The organism is Spirosoma migulaei, assembly GCF_054776855.1.
Window position 1 is genome coordinate 13,021 of sequence record NZ_BAAHBG010000023.1, and the last position, 20,622, is coordinate 33,642.

Here is a 20,622-nt window from a genome sequence, read left to right on the forward strand (position 1 = left end):
TTGAGAAGCAGATTTTTAATAAATAAGTCACTTGTATCTCTAATTATAACAAACCAAAACCATTAGAAAACCTGCACCATGTCAACGGGAAATGGAATGCTTAAGCTAGCTAAAAAACATATAGGGGAACAGTATATTAATGTGGTTGTCCCTAAGAACAATCCAAATTGGCATGGGCCCTGGGATTGTGCTGAATTCATGTCATGGCTTGTATTTCAAGATGCTGGAATTTTATATGGCTGTCTTAACGATCATGATAACCCAGCTTTTGCTGATGCTTACACTGGTGCCTGGCAACAAGACTCTTTGAGAAAAGGTATTCGTATTCCTGTTGAGCAAGCAGCAGCAACCGTTGGCGGTATTTTACTTCGATTTCCTCCGAATCCGGGAGCAATGGGACATATCGTTATCTGTGATGGAAAAGGAGGAACGGTTGAAGCAAAAGGAGTAAAGTTTGGTGTTGTAGCGGATACAGTGCATAATAGACGATGGGATACGGGTGTCTTAATTCCGGGTATTTTCTATGATAGTACTGTTGCTCCATTGGCTATAAAACAGCCTTCCACAATATACTTTATCGGTGGGAGCAATCTGGATCCAACTATTGTCATAAATATTCAGCAAGCCTTATTTGAACAAGGGTTTGATCCTGGCCCTGTTGATGGAATCTATGGCGATAAAACAGCTGCTGCGGTTGCTGCCTTTCAACAAGTTGAAGGGCTAGTTGTGGATGGAGAAGTTGGGCCTCAAACAGCAACCGAACTTGGCATCTCTCTATAAAGGCCAAGCATTTAAGTGAATTCAATTCCTTATAAACTAAGGAGACATCTTTAGTAATACTCCAAACTCAAACAACTATGCCACTTCTGGTAGCTATTCCTCTAATAATTTCTGGTGTAAAAGCACTGCTCCGGTTTAGGGGACAAATCGATACAGTTTTGTCAGTCAATGAAGCAACTGCTGGACTGCCATTTGCTCTACCTCCTATACCTAGAAATGATGCTCCTCATTTGAACGATATGCTAGCATTTTATAAGTCAGACCAAGGAAGCCTAATTCTTCAATTAAAACCTGGCTTACAAATTGATTTGGCTTTGATATTGCCAAACCCAACTTCTACTACACCTGCTGCCAATGGTGCTAGAGGTCGGCTTTTTGTTAATTATTACGAAGCCGCTGGTGTCCAACCAACATTTCTTGGTCCTTCTCCTGCTGACCCGATAGACAAAGGAATTTTAGGCATTAGTACTCCCGAAATGCGACTGGCTTATTATACGGTTGAGTCGCAACGATTATCAAAAAATCCAGTGCTGACTCGAGTATTGTTAGTGAGTGCTGATACGCTACTTGAATTTTTTGGGGAAAATGCACACACCTTTATCAGTAATCCTCAGACAAGCAGCTTAGTTGAAAGCCTTATTGAGGAGTTTGCAGGAAAGCGGAATTTCGATGACGATGGTATTGAAGACATATTCAAATCATTACTTGGGTCAACAATACTTGCTTTTGCAAATAATCCAGGAGAGTTAGCAAATAAACCCGCACTCAAAGCTCTTTTTGCTGCATTAGGGGATGTTCGCGATGACTTGGGAAATGACTTTGTCGCTAAAATAATTTCGGTTGATGGTTTCGAACAACTCATTGCCGCCTATGCTACGGAAGCAGCTAAAGATCCATCATTCCTGTCAAAAGGTGATGTAGCTCAGGATGTTCTGAAAGCAGTACTTACCAAGATTGGGAAGTCCTTTCCACAAATCGTTGATGATCCAAAAGCATTACTGGGCGTACTTGAAGTAGGTATTGGGGCTGCTGCCGCCAATGTTCCGAAGATATTAGAAGGTAAAGTAAATGGCGAACCGCTATTGGCAGCTGTTCTTTCAGGAGTAGTTCAGGAAGTCTCAACGCTCGGTCTGCAAAATAATCTGTTTGCCAGTATTGCTAATGGTCAAGTTGTTTCGGATATATATAAACTGACACTCCAGGCAGTTGCCGCTAATCCACCCAAATTTACGCAACAGGTAGCTACACAACAGTTTATTTCTGATTTGATTAAAGGGTTAGCCAATGCTCTTTCGCAGAAGGCAGTTACTGATTTGTTTACTCCTGATACCCTTAAATTAATTGCATCAGAAAGTCTTACTGTTTTATCAACTGACGCCCAGTTTCTAACCAATAATAATCAATTCGCTACTAAAATCCTTGAAGCTGTTTTTAAAGCGGGCAGTACTGCAATAGCAGACGGCGTGTCCAAAGATGACCTTATTGATATTGCTACAGTAGCTATTAAAGCAACAGCCGATAATGTTGCACTCCTTAATCTAAATACGCAATTGGCAGGTGCAATTACTTCTATTGGCGATGCCATTGCTGCAAGTGGTTTGCAAAAATTGACCAATACACAAGGAAGGAAGACAATTTTGTTGAATACACTACAAGCTGTAGCAGCTAATCCAGTCGTTTGGGGACAATTGCAAGCAAGTACTTTAGTTCAACCGTTAGTGCAGGCCATACTTAAAGGACTTGCCACTGATCCGGCTAAGCTACTTTCAGGTTCATTGCTGACTGAGTCCTTCAGCCGAATTTTACTGGCAGCCGTGCGTCGTGGGCAGCAATTGGTTAGTCAAACAGTTCAAGTAGGAGATATTGAGAAACTTCTGACGTTAGCTTTGACTCAAGCTAATCAGGAAATTGGCAAAAGTATTGATGGTGAAAACCTCCCCGCTTTCCTGGAGAGAGTTGTTATTGCTTTTATAAAGGCCCCGTTTAATCTCACTACGGTCACAGCCGCAAATTTTAAAACTTTAGTGGCTAGTGTTTTAGCTGAATTGGACAATTAAACTAACTATTGATTATGAAGGGGTCAATTCAAATTTTTTCTACAAGTAAAAAAGCAATAAAACCTGTTTTTTTACTATTGCTGCTTTTTATTGGGCTAAATGGTTGTCGTGTCATTAATCCTAAAACAACTGCACTGAAGCAGGTTCATGAAACATATCGAGATGAATTTCAATCTGCTATTCAACTATCTATTGGTCAGCCACAAAATCAAGCAAGCCTTCCGAAAGCAATTCAAGGTCAGTTTATATTTACAAAAACATTAAAAAGCATACGTGATTTCCAGGCAAAATACCCAAGCAAGACAGACTTAAATGCTCACTTAAATGTATTACAGGGTATGATATACTTACAGTCTGGCGAAATAGGAATGGCCAAATCTGTAATGAATAGTGTAACTGACCCTAGTAATATTGATGCACTCAAGTCAAAAAAAGATGGTTTTATCCGTGATCAGCTTTTTGCTAAATCGTTTAAAGATTTACTAGCCGGTTGGAAAGAAATTGAGACACAATTAAATGCAGAGAGTTCTGGGGATAACGCATCTGGGGCAGATCGTGATAAATTAAAAACTGCTGCTGATAATATTGTTAATCGTTTAAATTCCAAAGAATTCAACAATGTAACCTCTTCTGATATAGATGAAGGTGCTATTTATCTAGCAATTACAGCTTCTATTTTTTATTTGTGGGAAATTTCATTAAACATAAATGAAAGTAAAGATGATAAATGCAGTAAATATAAAAATAGCATAGAATTAATTGAAAAGCATTTGTCTACCCAAGAAAAAGAAGCTTCGAAAGGTGATATTACTTCTACTGTGGGCCGATCCCGATATATAAATTGGCATAAATTTATTAAAAGTCAAATATTAATCAGTGGCTGTAATTAATGTTGTAACCCTTATATTTTATGCGCTATTTAAAAGTGTATTTTCTTGCATTTATTTTTTGGTCTCTTACGCAGGCCAAAGCCCAAAATACCGAAGATTCAGCATTTGTCGGTAAAGGGAGCAGTTCTACTTTAAATAGCAGTAGTACAGATATTCGGAATTCTCTTAAAGTAGATACCCTAGTAAATGCTAAAATTAAAAGCATAAATGCAGATGCTTCGTCTTTGGAAGTTGTTCAGAATGGAACTACATGGACATTTTCTGTAAAAACTCCTGAACTTAAGTCGGTTTTAAGGAAATATGTTGAAGATGATAGGGTAGATATAACTTATACCCAGAATAAAGATGCAAAAGAGTTGAAGACTATTTCCGTACAAACTCAGGCTAGCTCAGCCTCGTCGCGTATATGGACACTTATAAGCGTTGCGGCAGGGTTTTTATTTTTATTCTGGTTGTTACTTAGAAGAAATCTCTCTAATCTTATTTTAGGCCTTGATAACCGGTATAGTAATTCTAAGTTTCAAATTGTGCTATGGTTTTTTACATTAATGGTCGCTTATATTACTACAACTTTATTCAGAAGTTGGATAAGTATTGATTTTGTGGGCGGAGTTAATATTCCATCAAATCTACTATTATTATCTGGACTAAGCGCTTTAACATTTGCAACTGCAAAAGGTATTACTGAAAATAAAGTAGAGGAAGCTAAAAAAGCTGGTATTGAGGATCCGAAGCCCATCTCATCTACAGGTCCAAAATTTCCCTTAGATCTCTTTACCGATGATGCAGGTAATATCGATATGGCAGATTTTCAAATGATAATTATTACTCTGCTAGCAGTAATTACCTACATAGTTCAAGTTTTTGGATTTTTAGGCTCAATTGAGCTTCACAAAACCATAACGCTTCCAGATGTAGATACGACTATTCTGGCAACTTTTGGGCTGGGCCAAGGGGCTTATTTAGCGAAGAAATTTGTGAGTAAAGTTGGGTCATAGAATTTAAATATAATGTACTATGGCGTGGAAAGGTATAGTGGGTGAGGGTTTCACTGTAGAAGAATTTGAGCATTACGTAGATAAACTCACATTTGGTGCCTGGAGGCCTCAGTTTGTAGTACTTCATAATACGGAAATCCCACGTATTGCTCAATGGCATACTACGCCTGGCAAGCAACGAATGAGAAACCTGGAAGTTTTTTACCGAGATAAAAAAGGATGGTCTGCTGGGCCGCATCTATTTGTCGCTGATGATTTGATTTGGGTTTTTACTCCCCTAACAACATCAGGAGTACACTCGCCCTCGTGGAACAAAATTTCCTGGGGTGTCGAAATGGTGGGAGATTACAGTACAGAGTCTTTTACAACAGGTATGGGAGAGAAAGTACGTGATAATGCTGTCGAAGCGGTTGCCACGCTTCATGCTCGATTAGGCCTTGATCCTCAAAACCTAAGATTACATAAAGAAGACAAGCTAACCACACACAATTGCCCTGGTAAAAATGTGCAAAAGAATGATTTTATTCAACGGGTGCAAAATCGACTCATTGAAATATTTGCAGGAGAACATGACCCAGCATCGGGAGCTTCTGATTAAGCCATGATTCACTGATTTTTACTTTTAAATATTTTTCAGTTGTATTGAAAACCTTGTATTTGTGGAGTTAAAAATTACTGCGATAATCTGAAAATTATGAGCTTTATTTATGAATTGCTTGGATTGAGAATAGCTGATTCAGACTCAAAGACCTCCGACGATACTAAACGTGTAACTCGTACTATTCGCTTGGTACTTTTTATCTCTATATTATTCCTGATTATATTTTCTGCATTTTACTCTATTGAAAAATTAGGATATATATTAGGTATATTACTGATTATAGCAGGAGCGGCTTATATATTTGGCTACCTCTTAGGTTTTTTATTTGGTATCCCACGTAGCGTAAAGTTTAATAAGCCTAACTCGTCGGGTGACGATCCAAAAGAGGAAAAAAGATTGTTCGATGATAACACTAATTTAGAAGAAATATCGGATTGGCTAACAAAAATAATAATTGGCTTAACGTTAGTTGAGTTTCGTGAGATTCAGCGCTTGTTAGATATTGCTGCAATCAATATTTCTGGTGTATTTTCTGAATGGAGATACATCCCCGTAATAAAAAATATTTCAGGATCATTTCCTGAAATGCCATTATTTCCTTCGATGGTCGTCTTCTCTTATGCCTTACTTATTTTTTATCTTGGTTTGGGCTTTTTTGCTGGTTATTTTTGGACACGAACACAATTTGTATTAATTTTAATAGATGGGCGTATAGAAGAACGAAATAAAATACAGAAACAAGTTGTTGCCGCAAATAGTGGACAATCTAGTGCTACTGAAAATTTAGATAGGTATCTAAATCGGTCAGTAGCGACTGCAAACCAAGGGCAATCTACGACAACTGAAAATAAATCGGAATTGTTATTCGGCGAATCGTCATTAAATGACTTGAAGAAAAAAGTCGCTGCAGTACTAGTTGACACTCCTGTTATACACGATGATGATACCCAGAAAGGTCGGTGGGGTGGATTAGCGAGTTTAAATAATCGCGCACTTCGTGCTAGCGTTCTGCCATCAGCAAAATACTCAGGGTATTTTGACGTAACGATTGAGGTTGCTTCTACTTCCTCAGATTCTCCACTAATCCAAACGGTGATTGTGTTACTTGACAAAACATATCCTGAACCTGAAATCTATCTTATACCTATAAATAATAAAGCCACTGTCACGGTTGTTGCTTATGAGGCCTTTACTGTGGCTGCTCTCTGCGATAATTTAGGCACTAGATTAGAATTAGATTTACAACTACAAAAGGGCTTTCCAAGCAGCTTTTATTATAAAAATTAAGCCTGTTGTTGGCAGTGAAGAAGCTCATTGCCAACAACAATTTTCCCCTATAAAGCCACAAGTCCACCCCGTATGGCATAAATGGCCAGCCCAACGCGGCTTTTTACATGGAAGCGTTCAAATAAAGCTTCCCGGTAACCATCTACAGTGCGGGGACTGACGCACATCTGATCGGCGATTTGGACGTAGGTAAGATCAGAACAGGCTAATTCAAGAAAATGGCGTTCACGAGGTTTCAACTGAACGGAATTCAGGTTACGGATAGGGGGCAGATTGTTCATTCTATGGCGTGATGAAAGTTAACGGGTTAGTTAGCTAACTTTTTGAAAGTAAATAAAATCACGCGCACATTCCAAATCAAATGAGTTAACGGTAGTTTTCTGGCTACCAGTTAGTTAAAACCTAATTTCTCCCGTACTCGCGCAATGGTTTTGCCTGCTATAGCCCGCGCTTTTTCCTCGCCAGCCCGAAGTTCAGCTTCGAGGGCGTCCGGGTTTTCGATGGTATAATAGTTGAAGCGTTCGCGCTCGGTAGCAAACTGCTGGAGAATGAGTTCGTAGAACGCTTTTTTAGCCATACCATAGCCGTAATTACCGGCTTCGTATAACTGGCGCATCTCAGCCGTTTGCTCGTCAGATGCTAGTAATGAATACAACTGAAACGTAATGTCTGTATCAGGATTCTTAGGCTCTTCGAGGGGGGTTGAATCCGATTTGATTTTCTTAATGACTTTCCATAGCTCATTTTCAGGCAGGAAAATGTCGATGTAGTTATTATACGACTTGCTCATTTTCGCGCCATCAATACCCGGAATGGTCATCAGACGGTCATCAATGCGGGCTTCGGGCAGTACAAACACCTCGTCGTTGTATTGGTGATTGAAGGTGCTGGCGATGTCGCGGGTCATTTCAATATGTTGACGCTGGTCTTTCCCAACCGGGATGATCTCCGCATCGTAGAGCAGAATATCAGCCGCCTGCAACACGGGATAGACAAATAAGCCTGCATTGACAACCGAAGAGGACCGATCCGATTTCTCTTTAAACGAGGTGGCGTTGTTCAGCATCGGAAAGGGCGTGAAGCAACTCAGATGCCAGGCGAGTTCCGTGTGCTCAGCCACACGTGATTGCCGCCAGAACGTATTTTTCTGGGTATCTAGTCCAAACGCCAGCCAGGTAGCGGCCACGGCCTTTGTGAACTCACGGCGCATGGGGCCGTCTTTAATAGTGGTGAGCGAATGGAGGTCGGCAATGAACAGAAACGATTCGTTATCAGGATGTTTTGATAACTCAATGGCGGGTTTAATAGCCCCCAGGATGTTGCCTAAATGCGGTCGCCCGCTGGATTGGATACCTGTTAAGATTCGTGACATAATATTGGGGGAGGAGGGAAGGAAAGGGAGGAAGGAGAAAAGGTATTATTCTTCTCGTCCCTTTTCTCCCCCTTCTCCCTTTCCTCCTTTTTGTAGTTATTTTCCCTGTGCTTCCACCACTGCGATGGCTACCATATTAACGATTTCACGTTCTGATGAACCTAACTGCAATACATACACTGGCTTGCGAATGCCAAGCAGAATGGGGCCAATAGCATCGAACCCAGCGGCTTCTGTCATCAGGTTATAGGCTATATTAGCGGCAGATAAATTCGGGAAAATGAGTGTATTTGCCCCTTCACCAACTAATTTGCTAAAGGGGTGGTTTTGTTGCAACAGTTCCGTATTAAACGCTAAGTGGGCTTGAATTTCGCCGTCCACAATCAGATCTGGATTTCGTTTTTGCAGAATTTCAACGGCGCGGTTCATTTTCTCCGCATCATCGCCTTTGGCGCTCCCGAAGTTCGAGTAGGTGACAAGGGCAATGCGTGGCTTAATGTTGAATCGCTCAACGGTCTGCGCTGTCAACTCAGTTATCTCGACAATCTCTTCGGCAGTCGGGTTGAAGTTAACCGTGGTGTCCGAGAAAAATAGGGGGCCACGTTTGGTGAGCAGAATATACATCCCTGCTACTTTTTTTACGCCGGGTTCTTTGCCAATAATCTGCAGAGCGGGACGAATTGTGTCAGGATAGGAGCGGGTTAAGCCCGAAATTAAGGCATCGGCTTCACCGGTCTCCACCATCATCGCACCGAAGTAGTTGCGGATAAACATCATTTTCCGGGCTTCGGTCGCATTGACACCTTTGCGTTTCCGCTTCTCGAAATACTGGTCGCCAAAGCGTTGAACCAATGCCTCCTGCTCGGGTGAGCGTGGATCAATAATGGGGGTATTGGCTAGATCAAGACTGTTTTCTTCAATAAGCTGTTCGATTTTTGCTCGTTCGCCCAGTAGAATTGGGAACGCTATACCCTCATCCCGAACCTGTTGTGCCGCTTTTAATACTTTCAGGTTCTCCGCATCGGCAAATACTACCCGTTTTGGATTAGCCTTGGCTTTTGTCAGAATAACCCGTGAAATCTGATTGTCCTGCCCCAGTCGCCGGGCAAGTTGCTGTTCGTAGGCATCCCAGTCGGAAATTGGCTGCCGGGCTACACCGGATTCCATAGCTGCTTTGGCAACTGCTGGAGCTACTGTTGATAGCAACCGTGGGTCAACGGGTTTTGGAAGAATGTACGTTCGTCCAAAAATCATATTCGATTCGCCATACGCCAGATTGACCAGATCTGGTACGGGTTTTTTCGCTAAGTCGGCTAGTGCATAGGTGGCAGCCAACTTCATCGCTTCGTTGATTTCGGTAGCCCGCACATCCAATGCGCCCCGGAAAATGTAGGGGAAGCCGAGTACGTTATTAACCTGATTCGGGTAATCAGAGCGTCCAGTGGCCATGATAATGTCCGGCCGGGCGGCCATAGCGTCATCGTAGCTGATTTCGGGTGTCGGATTGGCCATGGCAAACACAATGGCATGCGGGGCCATCAGCCGAATCATGTCCTGGCTCACAATGTTTCCCTTCGATAAGCCGACGAATACATCGGCGTCGACAAAGGCATCGTCCAGTGAATTGATATCGCGGGTAGTGGCAAAGGGACGCATCAGATCGCTCAGGTCTGTTCGGTCGGCGCGCAGGGGGCCATTCACATCAAACATTACCATGTTCTCGTGCTTGGCGCCTAATGCAACATATTGCCGGGCACACGAAATGGCCGCTGCTCCGGCACCCAGAATGACGAACTTAGCGGTCTCGATCGACTTACTGACCAGTTCGAGGGCATTCAGTAAGGCGGCTCCACTGACGATAGCTGTACCGTGCTGGTCGTCGTGCATGACCGGAATGTTCATTTCCCGCTTGAGCCGTTCCTCAATTTCGAAACATTCCGGGGCTTTAATGTCTTCCAGATTAACTCCGCCAAAAGTGGGTTCCAGAATCTTGACCGTACGAACAAACTCGTCGATATTGGTCGTGTTTAACTCAAGGTCAAATACATCGATATCGGAATAAATTTTAAACAGGAGCCCTTTGCCTTCCATAACGGGCTTACTGGCTGCGGGGCCAATATTACCTAGCCCCAGTACAGCAGTTCCGTTGCTGATAACCGCCACGAGATTTCCTTTGGCGGTGTACTTAAACGCATCGTCGGGGTTGGCTTCGATGGCCAGACAAGGCTCCGCTACGCCCGGTGAATAGGCTAAAGAAAGATCGCGTTGAGTGCTGTATTCTTTGGTAGGAATAACTTCGAGTTTTCCCGGACGACCTTTGGAATGGTAATCAAGGGCATCTTCGCGCCGGATTTTCTGTTGCATACTGGTTACGTTATTGAGGACAGTTCGTTGGGAGCGCGAAGGTACGGAAAGGGCCGGGAAAACGGTTTAAATTAAGCCGTCTTTGCAAGGTGTACTAAATAAGAAACGGATTTTTCAGGATTTACTTCACCTGATTTCAAAAGCTAGTTCATTCATTTTGTACGCCAAAAAGGCCAGAGCATGCCCCTATCCAGATTGGATCATGAACTCGGTGTATTTATCACTCTTTTTTTAGTAGCAATTACTAAAAGTGGCTGGTTAGCTACCCCTTAATCACAGCAACCGTGAGTCGGCTTACGCATACAAGCTTGCCCTGCTCGTCGGTGATGCGGATATCCCATACGTGGGTGGTGCGGCCTGTGTGGATCGGCGTACACCGGCCATACACCCAGCCTTCCCGTACGGCGCGTAAATGATTCGCATTAATTTCAAGGCCGACGGCCCGCTGGGTGTTCGGGTCATCTAACAGCATCCAGGAGGCAACGCTGCCCAGAGTTTCTGCCAATACGACTGACGCCCCCCCATGCAAAATGCCAAAGGGCTGTTGGGTGCGTTTGTCGACCGGCATCCGGGCCATCAAATAGCCTTCCCCTGCTTCTGTAAACTCAATGCCTAGATGCTTGCCAAGCGAATCTGTATGAATAAAGTCAAGCGCATTCAGGTCAAAGCCAGTTTTCATGTCTGTTGGGGTTAACGGTCAAAGGTTCAAATTTATCATCGACAATATGAAATAGTATGCCTGAAACTTAAAACTTGAACTAACTAAATGCCGTGTTTTATGTAATTTTGTGGCTCAAATTTGGGAAAAAATGCCGTTTGGCAAGGGGAATAGGCTTGGCACAAAAAACAATTTATCTGATTCGCCACGGCGAAACCGACTATAACCGGCGGGGAATAGTACAAGGTAGTGGGGTCGATTCGGACCTCAACGAGATGGGACAGGCGCAAGCACAGGCATTTTTCCAGGCCTATCAACACGTGCCGTTCACTAAAATATATATTTCAGGGCTAAAACGCACCTACCAAACCGTTGAACCATTTATCGAACTGGGCTTGCCTTATGAAAAGCTTACTGGCCTGAACGAAATTAGCTGGGGCACTATGGAAGGGAAAGCACCTGGTAATTTAGATAATGAATATTACCGGGCCTTAATTGAATCCTGGGAGTCAGGCCATACGGATCAGGCCACCGATAAAGGCGAAAGCCCTGAGCAGGTTGCTGATCGGCAGAAACTGGCTATGGATACCATTCTCTCACATCCAGAGGAAGAACTTGTGTTGGTGGCTATGCATGGACGGGCTATGCGGATTCTTCTCTGCTGGATCACGAATTTGCCGCTTGCAAAAATGGACCAGTTTGAACACAGTAATCTATGCCTTTATAAGCTTTCGTATGACTACTCGTCGGCTCAATTCACAATTGAGCTGGCTAATGATACGGCGCACCTACTAACGTTGGCGCTTATGCAGTGAACATTGATTTTATCAGTTACCAGTTAACAGCCGACATCGGCCGATAATCCATGTATATATCCACTGATAACTGCGACTCGATAACTGCGACCCCAAGATCGTATATTCGCTAATTGCCTTGTAATAGGTGAGTAATGAAATGGGAATGTCGAAGCAGAAAGTATATTGGATTTGTCAGCTATTTGGCTGGTCGCTCTTCATTGCCGTAGAGTATACGGCTTATTTGTTGGAGGATGGCTTTGACCCGGATACGCTGTACTTAGCCATTACGAATATATTTCTGGGTATAACCCTAACGCACCTGTATCGGCTCATGATTCGACGCTGGAATTGGGTGCGTTTACCATTTTTTCGTCTGGCCCCTCGGGTGTTGCTTTCAGTTTTTGTCATGGCCGTGATTATGACCATGTTAAACCTGCCAGTTGATAGAATCCTGGTTCCGGAGCATATGGTCGATGAACCCTGGTTAGTGATCGGCTACATCATGAACTTTGGTAAAATTATGCTTACCTGGGTGCTGAGTTATACGGCCTATCATTACTTTGAGGAAAACCGGAATGCCGAAATAGAGAAGATCCTGCTCAAAACGAATATCCGCGAAACAGAGGCTAAAGTATTACGCTCGCAGTTGAACCCACACTTTGTATTCAATGCTCTGAATAGTATCCGGGCATTGGTGTATGAAAATCCGACAAAAGCGCAGCAGGGCATCACCCAGCTCTCGAACCTGCTTCGGAATTCATTACTCGCCGATCGACGAAAAACGGTTGAATTACGCGAAGAAATCAAAACGGTAGAAGATTATTTAGCCCTTGAAAAAGTACGCTACGAAGACCGGCTCCGGTCGCATATTGACCTTGATGGTCGAACTCTTTTCTGGCAGGTGCCGCCCATGATGCTGCAAACGCTGGTTGAAAATGCGATTAAGCATGGGGTTTCAACCGCTGTAGGAGGTGGATTTGTTGAGGTTCGCTCCAGTATTCTAAGTCGTGACGATGGACCGGATAAATTGCATATCATTATTCGGAATACGGGTGTACTAGGCGATAAAAAAGCATCGGGCGGGTTTGGACTGGCCAACACAGCCCAACGACTCGAATTGCTTTACGGAGCCGAGGCTCAGTTTCATATTTTTCAGGAAGATGAAAACCATAGCCTGGGATCGCCTGACGACGGCCCCACTGTGTGTGCCGAAATAACCATTCCTGCTCAATCGGAGGGTATGTTCCGACGGGAAAAAGTTAAGACCGAGTCGCCGGAGCGATGAAGGGTACTATTGACTAGTAAAAAGCCTCTTTAGTTTACTCCCTTGCACTGTACTTACTTTTCAAGCTTATATGAAAACCCTGATTATTGACGATGAACGTTTAGCCCGTAATGAACTGCGTAGGCTGCTCGAAAACTTTCCAAAAATTCAGATTATAGGTGAAGCCGCCAATGCGGATGAGGCTTTACCCATGATTGAAGAGCTGGAACCGGAGCTTCTGTTTCTGGATATTCAGATGCCGGGCAAAAATGGATTTGAGTTACTGCAGTCTATCGAAGGCAAAACGCCTGAGGTTATCTTTACAACAGCTTTTGATGAGTATGCTATTAAGGCATTCGAATTCAATGCGCTCGATTATCTACTCAAACCGGTTGAACTCGCTCGATTATCAGAGGCTATTCATCGGGTAGAAGAAGAACAGCACGTACCTGAAGCGTCGGGTACATCGGGAGGACTATCGTCAAAAATTCTGGGCGAAAACGATCAGGTGTTCGTGAAAGACGGTGAAAAATGCTGGTTTGTGAAATTAGGGAAAGTGCGACTGTTTGAGTCGATGGGAAACTATGTCCGGCTCTATTTCGATGATCAGAAACCGTTGGTACTTAAGTCGCTAAACGCGCTTGAGGATCGGCTCAACCCAGCTACATTTTTCCGGGCTAACCGAAAACACATCATCAACCTGCAATGGATCGAGAAAATTGAACCCTGGTTTAGCGGGGGCTTGCTCGTAACCTTACGCGGAGGAGATAAAATTGAAATTAGCCGCCGACAGGCAATTCGGTTTAAAGATTTGCTAAGTTTGTAGTAGCGGTAATTCGATGTAAATGGTTATTAATCTGTCCATTAACTGGTTAACTACCCATTTCCTGTAATTGCCATATTTACTCTTCATGAAGTACCTTGTTGCAACATTACTTTTCGGAATAATTGGTTTTTTTTCTGCCTGTAACTCAACGAATTCGGAACCACCGGCTTTAGAATGGCAGCATTACACCTTTGCTGGTTCAACCCGTTGTGATACGACGAGTAATACCGGCGTTGATGTAGACGTATCCTACGTATTGCTGAAAGATGATACAGAAGGCGCTCGGAAAATTAACGATAGTCTGCGTCTATTGGCTGTTAACAGCGTAGTTGGCTGGCTTGATAGTGCTACAGTGGGTAGCCATCCGGGTGCCCGTACAGATCTGGCTACAGCGGCTTCTTTGTTTGCTACTGATTATGAAGCTGTGCGGAAAGAGATGGGGAGTTTGGGTGGTTGCTGGGAACTTGAAACCAAAGCTGATACGGTTCATGCGAGTCCCAAAGCACTCACGGTTAAAATCGAGACCTATGCCTATACCGGCGGTGCTCACCCAAATTCCAGCTTGTCCTTTTATACATTCGACCGGGAAACAGGCCGGATGTTAACCCTAAATGATATGATTGCCGATACGACGGCTTTGCTAGGGGTACTCGAAAAGGAATTTCGGCAGCAGCAAAATTTATTACCAAAGGCTAATTTAGAAGAACAGGGCTATTTTTTGCGCGATGGCCATTTCTTTTTGCCTGCCAATGTTGGAACAAGCCGCGATGGCTTGGTTTTCTATTATAATCCCTACGAAATTGCGGCTTATGCCGTTGGACCAATTCAGGTAACTGTTCCGTACGAAAAACTCAATGGTATACTTCGCGATGATTGGCTCTGAAGCAGGTGGCCAAGTAGGGGAGAGCAACTGTTTCCCCGCTCATTGAATTCTGATTACCCGATTCACTAGTCGATAAATCCTACTAAAAATGACTGTCGATCAGTTTATGGCTTCGCTCTCGCAGCCACAGCCACCGGCCAATTTACACCCGGTTTTACAGGGACTTTGGTATGATGCCAAGGATGATTGGGAGGCTGCTCACACCATTGCTCAAAGCCGGGAAGGTACACAGGCCTATGATCGGCTTCATGCGTACCTCCATCGTAAAGAAGGTGATCGTTTCAATGCCAACTACTGGTATCGTCGGGCAGGTAGTCCGTTTTTCGATGGGTCCCTGGCCGACGAGTGGACCACATTAGTGGAGCAGAATATGTAGCTTCCGTCACTGTGTATACGCTCAAATAAATTTGATTTTATTCAGCGCAAAAAACGTCATTTTTATGAGTAACCATCCGTGTTTAAAACGGGAAATATTGGTTTCTCCGTAGGTGCGGGCGCGATAACGAATCGGAATTTCAACGAACTTAAGATTAAGCTTTGCGGACCCAAAAATAAGGTCGAAGTCGCCGAAGGGATCAAAATCACCGAAATATGACCGGTTAGCAATAAGTCGCTCATAATTCTCTTTTGTTAACACTTTGGTACCACAAAGTGTATCTTTGATACGTTGGTTTAGTATCCAGGAAAAGGCAATCGAAAAAAACTTATTGCCAATCAGATTAAGGGTTCGCATGGCTTCTTTCTCCATGGGGTACACCAGTCGCGTGCCATTAATATATTCGCCCTTCCCGTTAGCAACGGCCTCAAAGAATTTAGGCAGGTCTTCTGGGGGTACGGTCATATCCGCATCCAGGATCATAAGTATGTCTCCGGTGGCTATGCCAAATCCCTTTCTGACGGCATCCCCTTTGCCCTTCCCTTCCTGTTGTACACATTTTATATTTCGTTCCTGAGCGTATTTTTGGGTAATTCTCTGGATTTCAGACCAAGTATCGTCGGTTGAGTTGCCTTCTACAAAAATAAGTTCGGTATGTCGTCCCATGTATGGTGTTCGACGAACGATATCCTCAATATTCCCTTTTTCGTTCCGGGCTGGTACAATCACGCTTACACTATACTCTGACGCAGGTTTTAAATTGTGCATGCTCCGGGCAACTATAAACGTAAATAGGCCTAGTTGATTAAATAAAGGCAAATTTACCACATAGCGGTTCATCAACCAGGAGAAGAGTGGAACATAGCGGGGCATAAGTACTTTTCGACCCGTTCGTACAACGTCTAAAGAAGCTATGTCTAATAGATTAGTAATGTCGCTTTTATCCAGCCAGTTCTGGCGCTGTTCAGGCATTTTGAGTCCTACCTTTTCAGCTAGATTTAAGGCCGGTGTCCAGAGGAAATTCTTATAGGTAATAACGATTCGTGTGCCTGGATGACAAACCGTATGTAATTTGCCAAATACATGTTGTACATCGTCGAATGAGCCAATCGTATCGCTAAGGACGATATAATCGAATGTATCCTCGAGTGTGTCGAGCTGTTTGGCATCCAGGGTATGAAATGTATACTGTGGATAGGCTTGTTGGGCGTAGTCAATCAATTCTGGATTAATATCAATTCCAACACCCCGAGAGGGTAATAGCTTATCAAGGACATAGCCCGTGCCACAACCAATCTCCAGTACTGAGCTTTGCTGTGGAATTGTGTGATGTAGAAAATCGAGCAGACATGTATAATAATATTGGTTTCGTTGAATCCATCGTACGCGTTGAGGGCCATTCATAAGTTACTATGCAGTAATAGTTGGCTGAGGACGATTCCTGTTAGAGGCACTGAATCGTAAATTTATTTAAAACCAGTTATTTTAATGTATGTTTAATTGGGATTTTGCTGCTACTTATGGTGTGAATAGGAGTAGCATATATTTTAAGTTGTCTTGTAGGAGTATATGTATCGTTTAACGTATATAGTTGGGGCTATCCTAATTGGATTTTTCTTTCTTAAAGTAGTACGTTTTCAGACGCTTGGCTACACATTTAATGATATGTATGCCTTTGTGCAGATGTCGCGTAGCTGGATGGATGGCCGACCGTTCATGTACGAGAATATTTGGGGCTACCATCACAAAATCCATAATTATTATACGGTATTACTTTGGGGGCCGCTATGCCGGGCATTTGGTGCATACGGTTTATTTGCTGTTCAGGTAAGTCTGTTACTGATCAGCTATATAGGGGTCACTGAACATCTTTATCGACGTCAGGTAACTCCCTGGATACGTTATGTAGTTGTCCTAGTGATCTTGTTAGGCCCAGTCTCATTCTGGCTTAATGATCACCCTACTATTGGCTGGCATACCGAATTGACTTATTTGCCATTTGCCTTACTGTTTGCGCTGGCGTTACTGGGCAAAAGGAAGCTTTGGGCTGTTATTGCCGGACTAGCCATTGTACTGGTGAAAGAAGATGGAGCGGTACTAGCGGCTTTGATTCATCTGGCCTACGAAGGCCTGCAATTGATACGGAAACGACCTGGCGCATCTTTATGGAATTGGTTGCTACAGGGACGATTTTGGTTGATTGCTGTCGGTTGGGTAGTTATCTTTTTAGTCGGTATGATTTGGGTAGGCTATAAAAACAATTTTGCTGAACCCCGTTTGCAAATTGCCCTTAGTTTGCTGAGCAGGAATATCGGAGAGAGGGCGTTCTGGCGTCAGATGCTAGTACTACTTGGACAGTCTGTACTATTGGTATCGCCGATTGTTGGACTGCTGGGGCTGCTGGTGAGCCGATTGAGAGATCGTTTTACGGGTCGCTTATTTTTGTTGTGGGGCATTGGGGTACTAGTTCTTACGATGCTTAATTTCGTGCAAAGTGTTCACTATTACGATCAGCCCCTATTTTATCTGGTATCCCTTACATGGCCACCCCGATTTGTGTTGCTGTGGGCATTTTCGGTAGCCTTTCTTACCATACTCACCAGTTTGTTTGCCGATCAGATTTTGCCAATTCAACCAGCAACGAGTTGGCTGATAGGAGCGGGTTTATTTATCGTTCAGGTCCCTATACTGTACCTAACTCGCCCTGACTTTCCATCGGTAACAGACTGGGTGCGTACCTTCCGAGGGTACTATTCAAGTGATAAAAATCCGATTTACCTTCAGCCCAGCGATATAACGGTTGTTCAGTGTCTGGCTGATAAACTGCCCCACGACGCTAACGTGTTCGTCTTCGATTTTCTGGTACCCTACTTTCATCGCCAGTATGAAATTTGGCCAACGGGTAAACACTATCGCCCTGCCGATATAGCTTTAATCCCTATAGATGACATGCAGGGACTTCGTAAGTCTTTGCCTATGCATCAGCCTTACCGGGTACTCAAGCTAAAAGGGTACAATTTGTATGTATCGCCTGCGTATGAAGAAACCGTAAAGCAGTGTATGCCTTAAAAAAGGACTACTTATGGAATATAAGGCCCACCTGTTTCTCCCCAACCCCAGGTTGGCATTGGCGCGTCTACTGGCTCACTAACCGATTCTTCTTTTGAATTAATGACCGCCAATCGGGAACCCCATTCCAGATAGCCAACCAGAGCCGAGCGAAACTCCGGATCGTCGGGCAGGCCAACAGTATCCGCGGTATCCAGAATTAACTCAATCCAGCGTTTGCGCTGAACCTCAGTCAAGTGCTTTCCCAGGTGTTTGTGAATCATTTCATAATGGCTACCCTCCTCGCTGCTATATTGGGTTGGTCCACGAAATACTTCGGCGATAAAATGAGCCACGTGCCGGGCATGATCGCTGGACATACCCCGAAAGACGGGTTCCAGGATTGGATCCTGATGAACGCGCTGGTAAAATAAGTCCGTCCAGGCTTCAAAGTTTTCCATACCACCGGCCCATTCATACAAAGTTGGCACGGTTCCTCTGGGTTGAGCTTCCATTCTTGAATCAGTTAAATCAATTGTAAGATAACGCAAAATGAACAAAAAAAAGGCCGCACTCCGAAAAGTGCGACCTGCGTCTGTCGATGAATTGGTAATATCGTTACTCGCTTATTGAGCTAGTTCTTCTTCTGTCAGGATCGTGTTTACATCGGTTAAGTCGAAACCGAATGCATCGGCAACACCTTTATAAACAACTTTCCCTTCTACTACATTCAGGCCTAGTTTAAGGTCTGTATTGTCGCGGCAAGCCTGCTGCCATCCTTTGTTGGCTAATTGCAAGGCGTAGGGAAGGGTTGCATTGGTCAGGGCAAGCGTGCTGGTATAAGGCACTGCACCTGGCATGTTGGCCACACAATAGTGAACAACACCATCAATGATAAACGTTGGATTTTCGTGGGTAGTTGGATGGCAGGTTTCAATACATCCCCCCTGGTCAACAGCCACATCAACCAATACAGTACCAGCCCGCATTTGCTTCAGCATTTCGCGGGTGATCAGGTGAGGAGCCTTGGCACCCGGAATCAACACGGCACCAACAATCAGGTCACAAACCTTGATCATCTCCCGAATATTATACTCGTTTGACATCATGGTCTGTACGTTAGGCGGCATAATGTCCGACAAATAACGCAGCCGGGCCAGACTAACATCCATAATGGTTACGTGAGCACCCAGGCCAGCAGCCATTTTAGCGGCTTGTGTTCCAACAATGCCACCACCCAAAATGAGTACATTGGCTGGTTTTACGCCTGGTACACCGCCGAGCAAAATGCCCCGGCCTTTCAGTGGTTTTTCAAGATATTTAGCGCCTTCCTGAATGGCCATCCGTCCGGCAACTTCCGACATGGGCACCAGCAATGGCAAACTACGGTCGGGGCGTTCAACGGTCTCGTAGGCTAAGCAAACGGCACCTTTGGCCAGCATTGCCCGGGTCAATTCTTCCGACGAGGCAAAGTGGAAATAAGTAAACAGTAATTGGTTTTCTTTGATCAGGTCGTACTCCGAAGCGATAGGCTCCTTGACCTTCATAATCATCTCAGCGATACCATACACCTCTTCGATGGTCGGGAGCATAATAGCGCCGGCTGCAATGTATTCTTCGTCCTCAAAACCGCTACCCTCACCCGCATTAACCTGTATATAAACAACATGACCATGTTTGCGGAGTTCGGTTACACCGGCAGGTGTCAGCGCAACGCGGTTTTCGTTGTTTTTGATTTCTTTGGGAACGCCAATAACCATAAAGCTTAACGTGGTTTGGGAGTTGTTACTTGAGTGGTACAAAGTTAAATTCAGTGTAATTCTTTTCTAGTACTACTTATTTTTTTAGGAAACTAAGTGCATAATTTGTCTATTTGTAGGAAATAGTTCTACAGACAGCCCTTTTTAGGAGGCTATACCGTAAAAATTCCGTTTATGGAGAGTGTTGATACAACAGATCGAAAAATTCTGGACTTATTACAGCAGAACGCCCGTCTGACCATTCAGGAGATTGGTAAGAAAATTAATCTCTCGAAAACGCCCGTTCATGAGCGTATAAAACGACTTGAACGAGACGGCGTCATTGATCGGTACGTAACCATAGTTGACAAGAAAAAACTCGGCAATCTGCTGATGGTATACTGCCAGGTTACGCTCGACCGTCAAACCCGGGATTCATTCACCGCCTTTGAAGTAGATGTTCGTGAACTGCCGGAAGTGCTGGAGTGTAATCGCGTATCGGGCACGTTCGACTATCTGCTGAAAATCGTTAGTCGGGATATGGACACCTACAATCATTTCTATCAGGAACAGCTTTCGGTTATTCCTGGTACCTTACATATCAGTAGCTTCTTCGTCATGTCTGAAATAAAAAATTCGACGGTGGTGCCGATGTAAGTCAAACGTGGGCAGAGGCTGGGTG

The 20,622-nt window shown here is 43.9% G+C and carries 20 protein-coding genes; 13 read left to right on the forward strand and 7 right to left on the reverse strand.

The features are described from left to right. Positions 1-78: 78 nt before the first annotated feature. The 6 genes from ACYVGO_RS24065 to ACYVGO_RS24090 all read left to right on the forward strand — a co-directional run bounded on the left by ACYVGO_RS24065 (position 79) and on the right by ACYVGO_RS24090 (position 6,613). The gene (locus tag ACYVGO_RS24065; RefSeq protein WP_460971458.1) at positions 79-780 is read left to right on the forward strand and encodes a peptidoglycan-binding domain-containing protein; all 702 of its coding nucleotides are present in this window, start codon (positions 79-81) and stop codon (positions 778-780) included. 77 nt (positions 781-857) lie between these two features. Then, a complete protein-coding gene (locus ACYVGO_RS24070) occupies positions 858-2,837 on the forward strand; it encodes a hypothetical protein (RefSeq protein WP_460971459.1) in 1,980 nt (659 codons plus the stop codon). 14 nt (positions 2,838-2,851) lie between these two features. After that, on the forward strand, positions 2,852-3,727 hold the full coding sequence (locus ACYVGO_RS24075) for a hypothetical protein (RefSeq protein WP_460971460.1): 876 nt from the start codon (positions 2,852-2,854) through the stop codon (positions 3,725-3,727). Positions 3,728-3,747: 20 nt separating this feature from the next. Beyond that, the gene (locus ACYVGO_RS24080; RefSeq protein WP_460971461.1) at positions 3,748-4,725 is read left to right on the forward strand and encodes a hypothetical protein; all 978 of its coding nucleotides are present in this window, start codon (positions 3,748-3,750) and stop codon (positions 4,723-4,725) included. Between the two features lie 19 nt (positions 4,726-4,744). Further along, the gene (locus tag ACYVGO_RS24085) at positions 4,745-5,323 is read left to right on the forward strand and encodes an N-acetylmuramoyl-L-alanine amidase (protein ID WP_460971462.1); all 579 of its coding nucleotides are present in this window, start codon (positions 4,745-4,747) and stop codon (positions 5,321-5,323) included. A 96-nt stretch (positions 5,324-5,419) separates the two neighbouring features. Next, positions 5,420-6,613, forward strand: a complete 1,194-nt coding sequence (locus ACYVGO_RS24090; protein WP_460971463.1) for a pYEATS domain-containing protein — start codon at positions 5,420-5,422, stop codon at positions 6,611-6,613. Between the two features lie 47 nt (positions 6,614-6,660). Here the strand turns inward: ACYVGO_RS24090 and ACYVGO_RS24095 are convergent, their stop codons facing one another. From ACYVGO_RS24095 to ACYVGO_RS24110, 4 genes are all read right to left on the reverse strand, one after another. Further along, positions 6,661-6,894: a response regulator transcription factor gene (locus tag ACYVGO_RS24095; protein WP_142773805.1), complete on the reverse strand. Its 234-nt coding sequence runs from the start codon at positions 6,892-6,894 to the stop codon at positions 6,661-6,663. Positions 6,895-7,004: 110 nt separating this feature from the next. Continuing rightward, positions 7,005-7,985, reverse strand: a complete 981-nt coding sequence (gene trpS, locus ACYVGO_RS24100; RefSeq protein WP_460971464.1) for a tryptophan--tRNA ligase — start codon at positions 7,983-7,985, stop codon at positions 7,005-7,007. Positions 7,986-8,081: 96 nt separating this feature from the next. Then, complete coding sequence (locus ACYVGO_RS24105) at positions 8,082-10,349, reverse strand: NADP-dependent malic enzyme (RefSeq protein WP_460971465.1); 2,268 nt, start codon at positions 10,347-10,349, stop codon at positions 8,082-8,084. 262 nt (positions 10,350-10,611) lie between these two features. Beyond that, the gene (locus ACYVGO_RS24110) at positions 10,612-11,028 is read right to left on the reverse strand and encodes a hotdog fold thioesterase (protein WP_460971466.1); all 417 of its coding nucleotides are present in this window, start codon (positions 11,026-11,028) and stop codon (positions 10,612-10,614) included. Between the two features lie 155 nt (positions 11,029-11,183). Between ACYVGO_RS24110 and ACYVGO_RS24115 the strand changes: the two genes are divergently transcribed. From ACYVGO_RS24115 to ACYVGO_RS24135, 5 genes are all read left to right on the forward strand, one after another. Continuing rightward, positions 11,184-11,822 carry a histidine phosphatase family protein gene (locus tag ACYVGO_RS24115; protein ID WP_460971467.1) on the forward strand — a complete coding sequence of 213 codons (639 nt, stop codon included), beginning with the start codon at positions 11,184-11,186 and terminating at the stop codon, positions 11,820-11,822. A gap of 145 nt (positions 11,823-11,967) precedes the next feature. Next, on the forward strand, positions 11,968-13,089 hold the full coding sequence (locus ACYVGO_RS24120; protein ID WP_142773800.1) for a sensor histidine kinase: 1,122 nt from the start codon (positions 11,968-11,970) through the stop codon (positions 13,087-13,089). Positions 13,090-13,159: 70 nt separating this feature from the next. Continuing rightward, on the forward strand, positions 13,160-13,894 hold the full coding sequence (locus ACYVGO_RS24125) for a LytR/AlgR family response regulator transcription factor (protein ID WP_142773799.1): 735 nt from the start codon (positions 13,160-13,162) through the stop codon (positions 13,892-13,894). A gap of 85 nt (positions 13,895-13,979) precedes the next feature. Further along, positions 13,980-14,777 carry a DUF3298 and DUF4163 domain-containing protein gene (locus ACYVGO_RS24130; protein WP_460971468.1) on the forward strand — a complete coding sequence of 266 codons (798 nt, stop codon included), beginning with the start codon at positions 13,980-13,982 and terminating at the stop codon, positions 14,775-14,777. Positions 14,778-14,865: 88 nt separating this feature from the next. Then, positions 14,866-15,153 carry a hypothetical protein gene (locus ACYVGO_RS24135; protein ID WP_460971469.1) on the forward strand — a complete coding sequence of 96 codons (288 nt, stop codon included), beginning with the start codon at positions 14,866-14,868 and terminating at the stop codon, positions 15,151-15,153. Positions 15,154-15,174: 21 nt separating this feature from the next. On the opposite strand, the gene ACYVGO_RS24140 is transcribed toward ACYVGO_RS24135, so the two are convergent. Continuing rightward, complete coding sequence (locus ACYVGO_RS24140; protein WP_460971470.1) at positions 15,175-16,557, reverse strand: glycosyltransferase; 1,383 nt, start codon at positions 16,555-16,557, stop codon at positions 15,175-15,177. A 165-nt stretch (positions 16,558-16,722) separates the two neighbouring features. On the opposite strand from ACYVGO_RS24140, the gene ACYVGO_RS24145 reads away from it, so the two are divergent. After that, complete coding sequence (locus ACYVGO_RS24145) at positions 16,723-18,222, forward strand: glycosyltransferase family protein (protein WP_460971471.1); 1,500 nt, start codon at positions 16,723-16,725, stop codon at positions 18,220-18,222. An 11-nt stretch (positions 18,223-18,233) separates the two neighbouring features. Here ACYVGO_RS24145 and ACYVGO_RS24150 read toward each other — a convergent pair whose 3' ends face one another. Then, a complete protein-coding gene (locus tag ACYVGO_RS24150) occupies positions 18,234-18,716 on the reverse strand; it encodes a group II truncated hemoglobin (RefSeq protein WP_142773794.1) in 483 nt (160 codons plus the stop codon). Between the two features lie 111 nt (positions 18,717-18,827). After that, a complete protein-coding gene (gene ald / locus ACYVGO_RS24155) occupies positions 18,828-19,961 on the reverse strand; it encodes an alanine dehydrogenase (protein WP_142773793.1) in 1,134 nt (377 codons plus the stop codon). 174 nt (positions 19,962-20,135) lie between these two features. On the opposite strand from ald, the gene ACYVGO_RS24160 reads away from it, so the two are divergent. After that, entirely contained in the window at positions 20,136-20,597 is a 462-nt protein-coding gene (locus ACYVGO_RS24160) for an Lrp/AsnC family transcriptional regulator (protein WP_142773792.1), read from the forward strand. Positions 20,598-20,622: the final 25 nt, after the last annotated feature.

What these genes read in the sequence shown, in the direction of transcription:
- ACYVGO_RS24065 (WP_460971458.1), top strand. Translation starts at nt 79, where the DNA reads ATGTCAACGGGAAATGGAATGCTTAAGCTAGCTAAAAAACATATAGGG.
- ACYVGO_RS24070 (WP_460971459.1), top strand. Translation starts at nt 858, where the DNA reads ATGCCACTTCTGGTAGCTATTCCTCTAATAATTTCTGGTGTAAAAGCA.
- ACYVGO_RS24075 (WP_460971460.1), top strand. Translation starts at nt 2,852, where the DNA reads ATGAAGGGGTCAATTCAAATTTTTTCTACAAGTAAAAAAGCAATAAAA.
- ACYVGO_RS24080 (WP_460971461.1), top strand. Translation starts at nt 3,748, where the DNA reads ATGCGCTATTTAAAAGTGTATTTTCTTGCATTTATTTTTTGGTCTCTT.
- ACYVGO_RS24085 (WP_460971462.1), top strand. Translation starts at nt 4,745, where the DNA reads ATGGCGTGGAAAGGTATAGTGGGTGAGGGTTTCACTGTAGAAGAATTT.
- ACYVGO_RS24090 (WP_460971463.1), top strand. Translation starts at nt 5,420, where the DNA reads ATGAGCTTTATTTATGAATTGCTTGGATTGAGAATAGCTGATTCAGAC.
- ACYVGO_RS24095 (WP_142773805.1), bottom strand. Translation starts at nt 6,894, where the DNA reads ATGAACAATCTGCCCCCTATCCGTAACCTGAATTCCGTTCAGTTGAAA.
- trpS (WP_460971464.1), bottom strand. Translation starts at nt 7,985, where the DNA reads ATGTCACGAATCTTAACAGGTATCCAATCCAGCGGGCGACCGCATTTA.
- ACYVGO_RS24105 (WP_460971465.1), bottom strand. Translation starts at nt 10,349, where the DNA reads ATGCAACAGAAAATCCGGCGCGAAGATGCCCTTGATTACCATTCCAAA.
- ACYVGO_RS24110 (WP_460971466.1), bottom strand. Translation starts at nt 11,028, where the DNA reads ATGAAAACTGGCTTTGACCTGAATGCGCTTGACTTTATTCATACAGAT.
- ACYVGO_RS24120 (WP_142773800.1), top strand. Translation starts at nt 11,968, where the DNA reads ATGTCGAAGCAGAAAGTATATTGGATTTGTCAGCTATTTGGCTGGTCG.
- ACYVGO_RS24125 (WP_142773799.1), top strand. Translation starts at nt 13,160, where the DNA reads ATGAAAACCCTGATTATTGACGATGAACGTTTAGCCCGTAATGAACTG.
- ACYVGO_RS24130 (WP_460971468.1), top strand. Translation starts at nt 13,980, where the DNA reads ATGAAGTACCTTGTTGCAACATTACTTTTCGGAATAATTGGTTTTTTT.
- ACYVGO_RS24135 (WP_460971469.1), top strand. Translation starts at nt 14,866, where the DNA reads ATGACTGTCGATCAGTTTATGGCTTCGCTCTCGCAGCCACAGCCACCG.
- ACYVGO_RS24140 (WP_460971470.1), bottom strand. Translation starts at nt 16,557, where the DNA reads ATGAATGGCCCTCAACGCGTACGATGGATTCAACGAAACCAATATTAT.
- ACYVGO_RS24145 (WP_460971471.1), top strand. Translation starts at nt 16,723, where the DNA reads ATGTATCGTTTAACGTATATAGTTGGGGCTATCCTAATTGGATTTTTC.
- ACYVGO_RS24150 (WP_142773794.1), bottom strand. Translation starts at nt 18,716, where the DNA reads ATGGAAGCTCAACCCAGAGGAACCGTGCCAACTTTGTATGAATGGGCC.
- ald (WP_142773793.1), bottom strand. Translation starts at nt 19,961, where the DNA reads ATGGTTATTGGCGTTCCCAAAGAAATCAAAAACAACGAAAACCGCGTT.
- ACYVGO_RS24160 (WP_142773792.1), top strand. Translation starts at nt 20,136, where the DNA reads ATGGAGAGTGTTGATACAACAGATCGAAAAATTCTGGACTTATTACAG.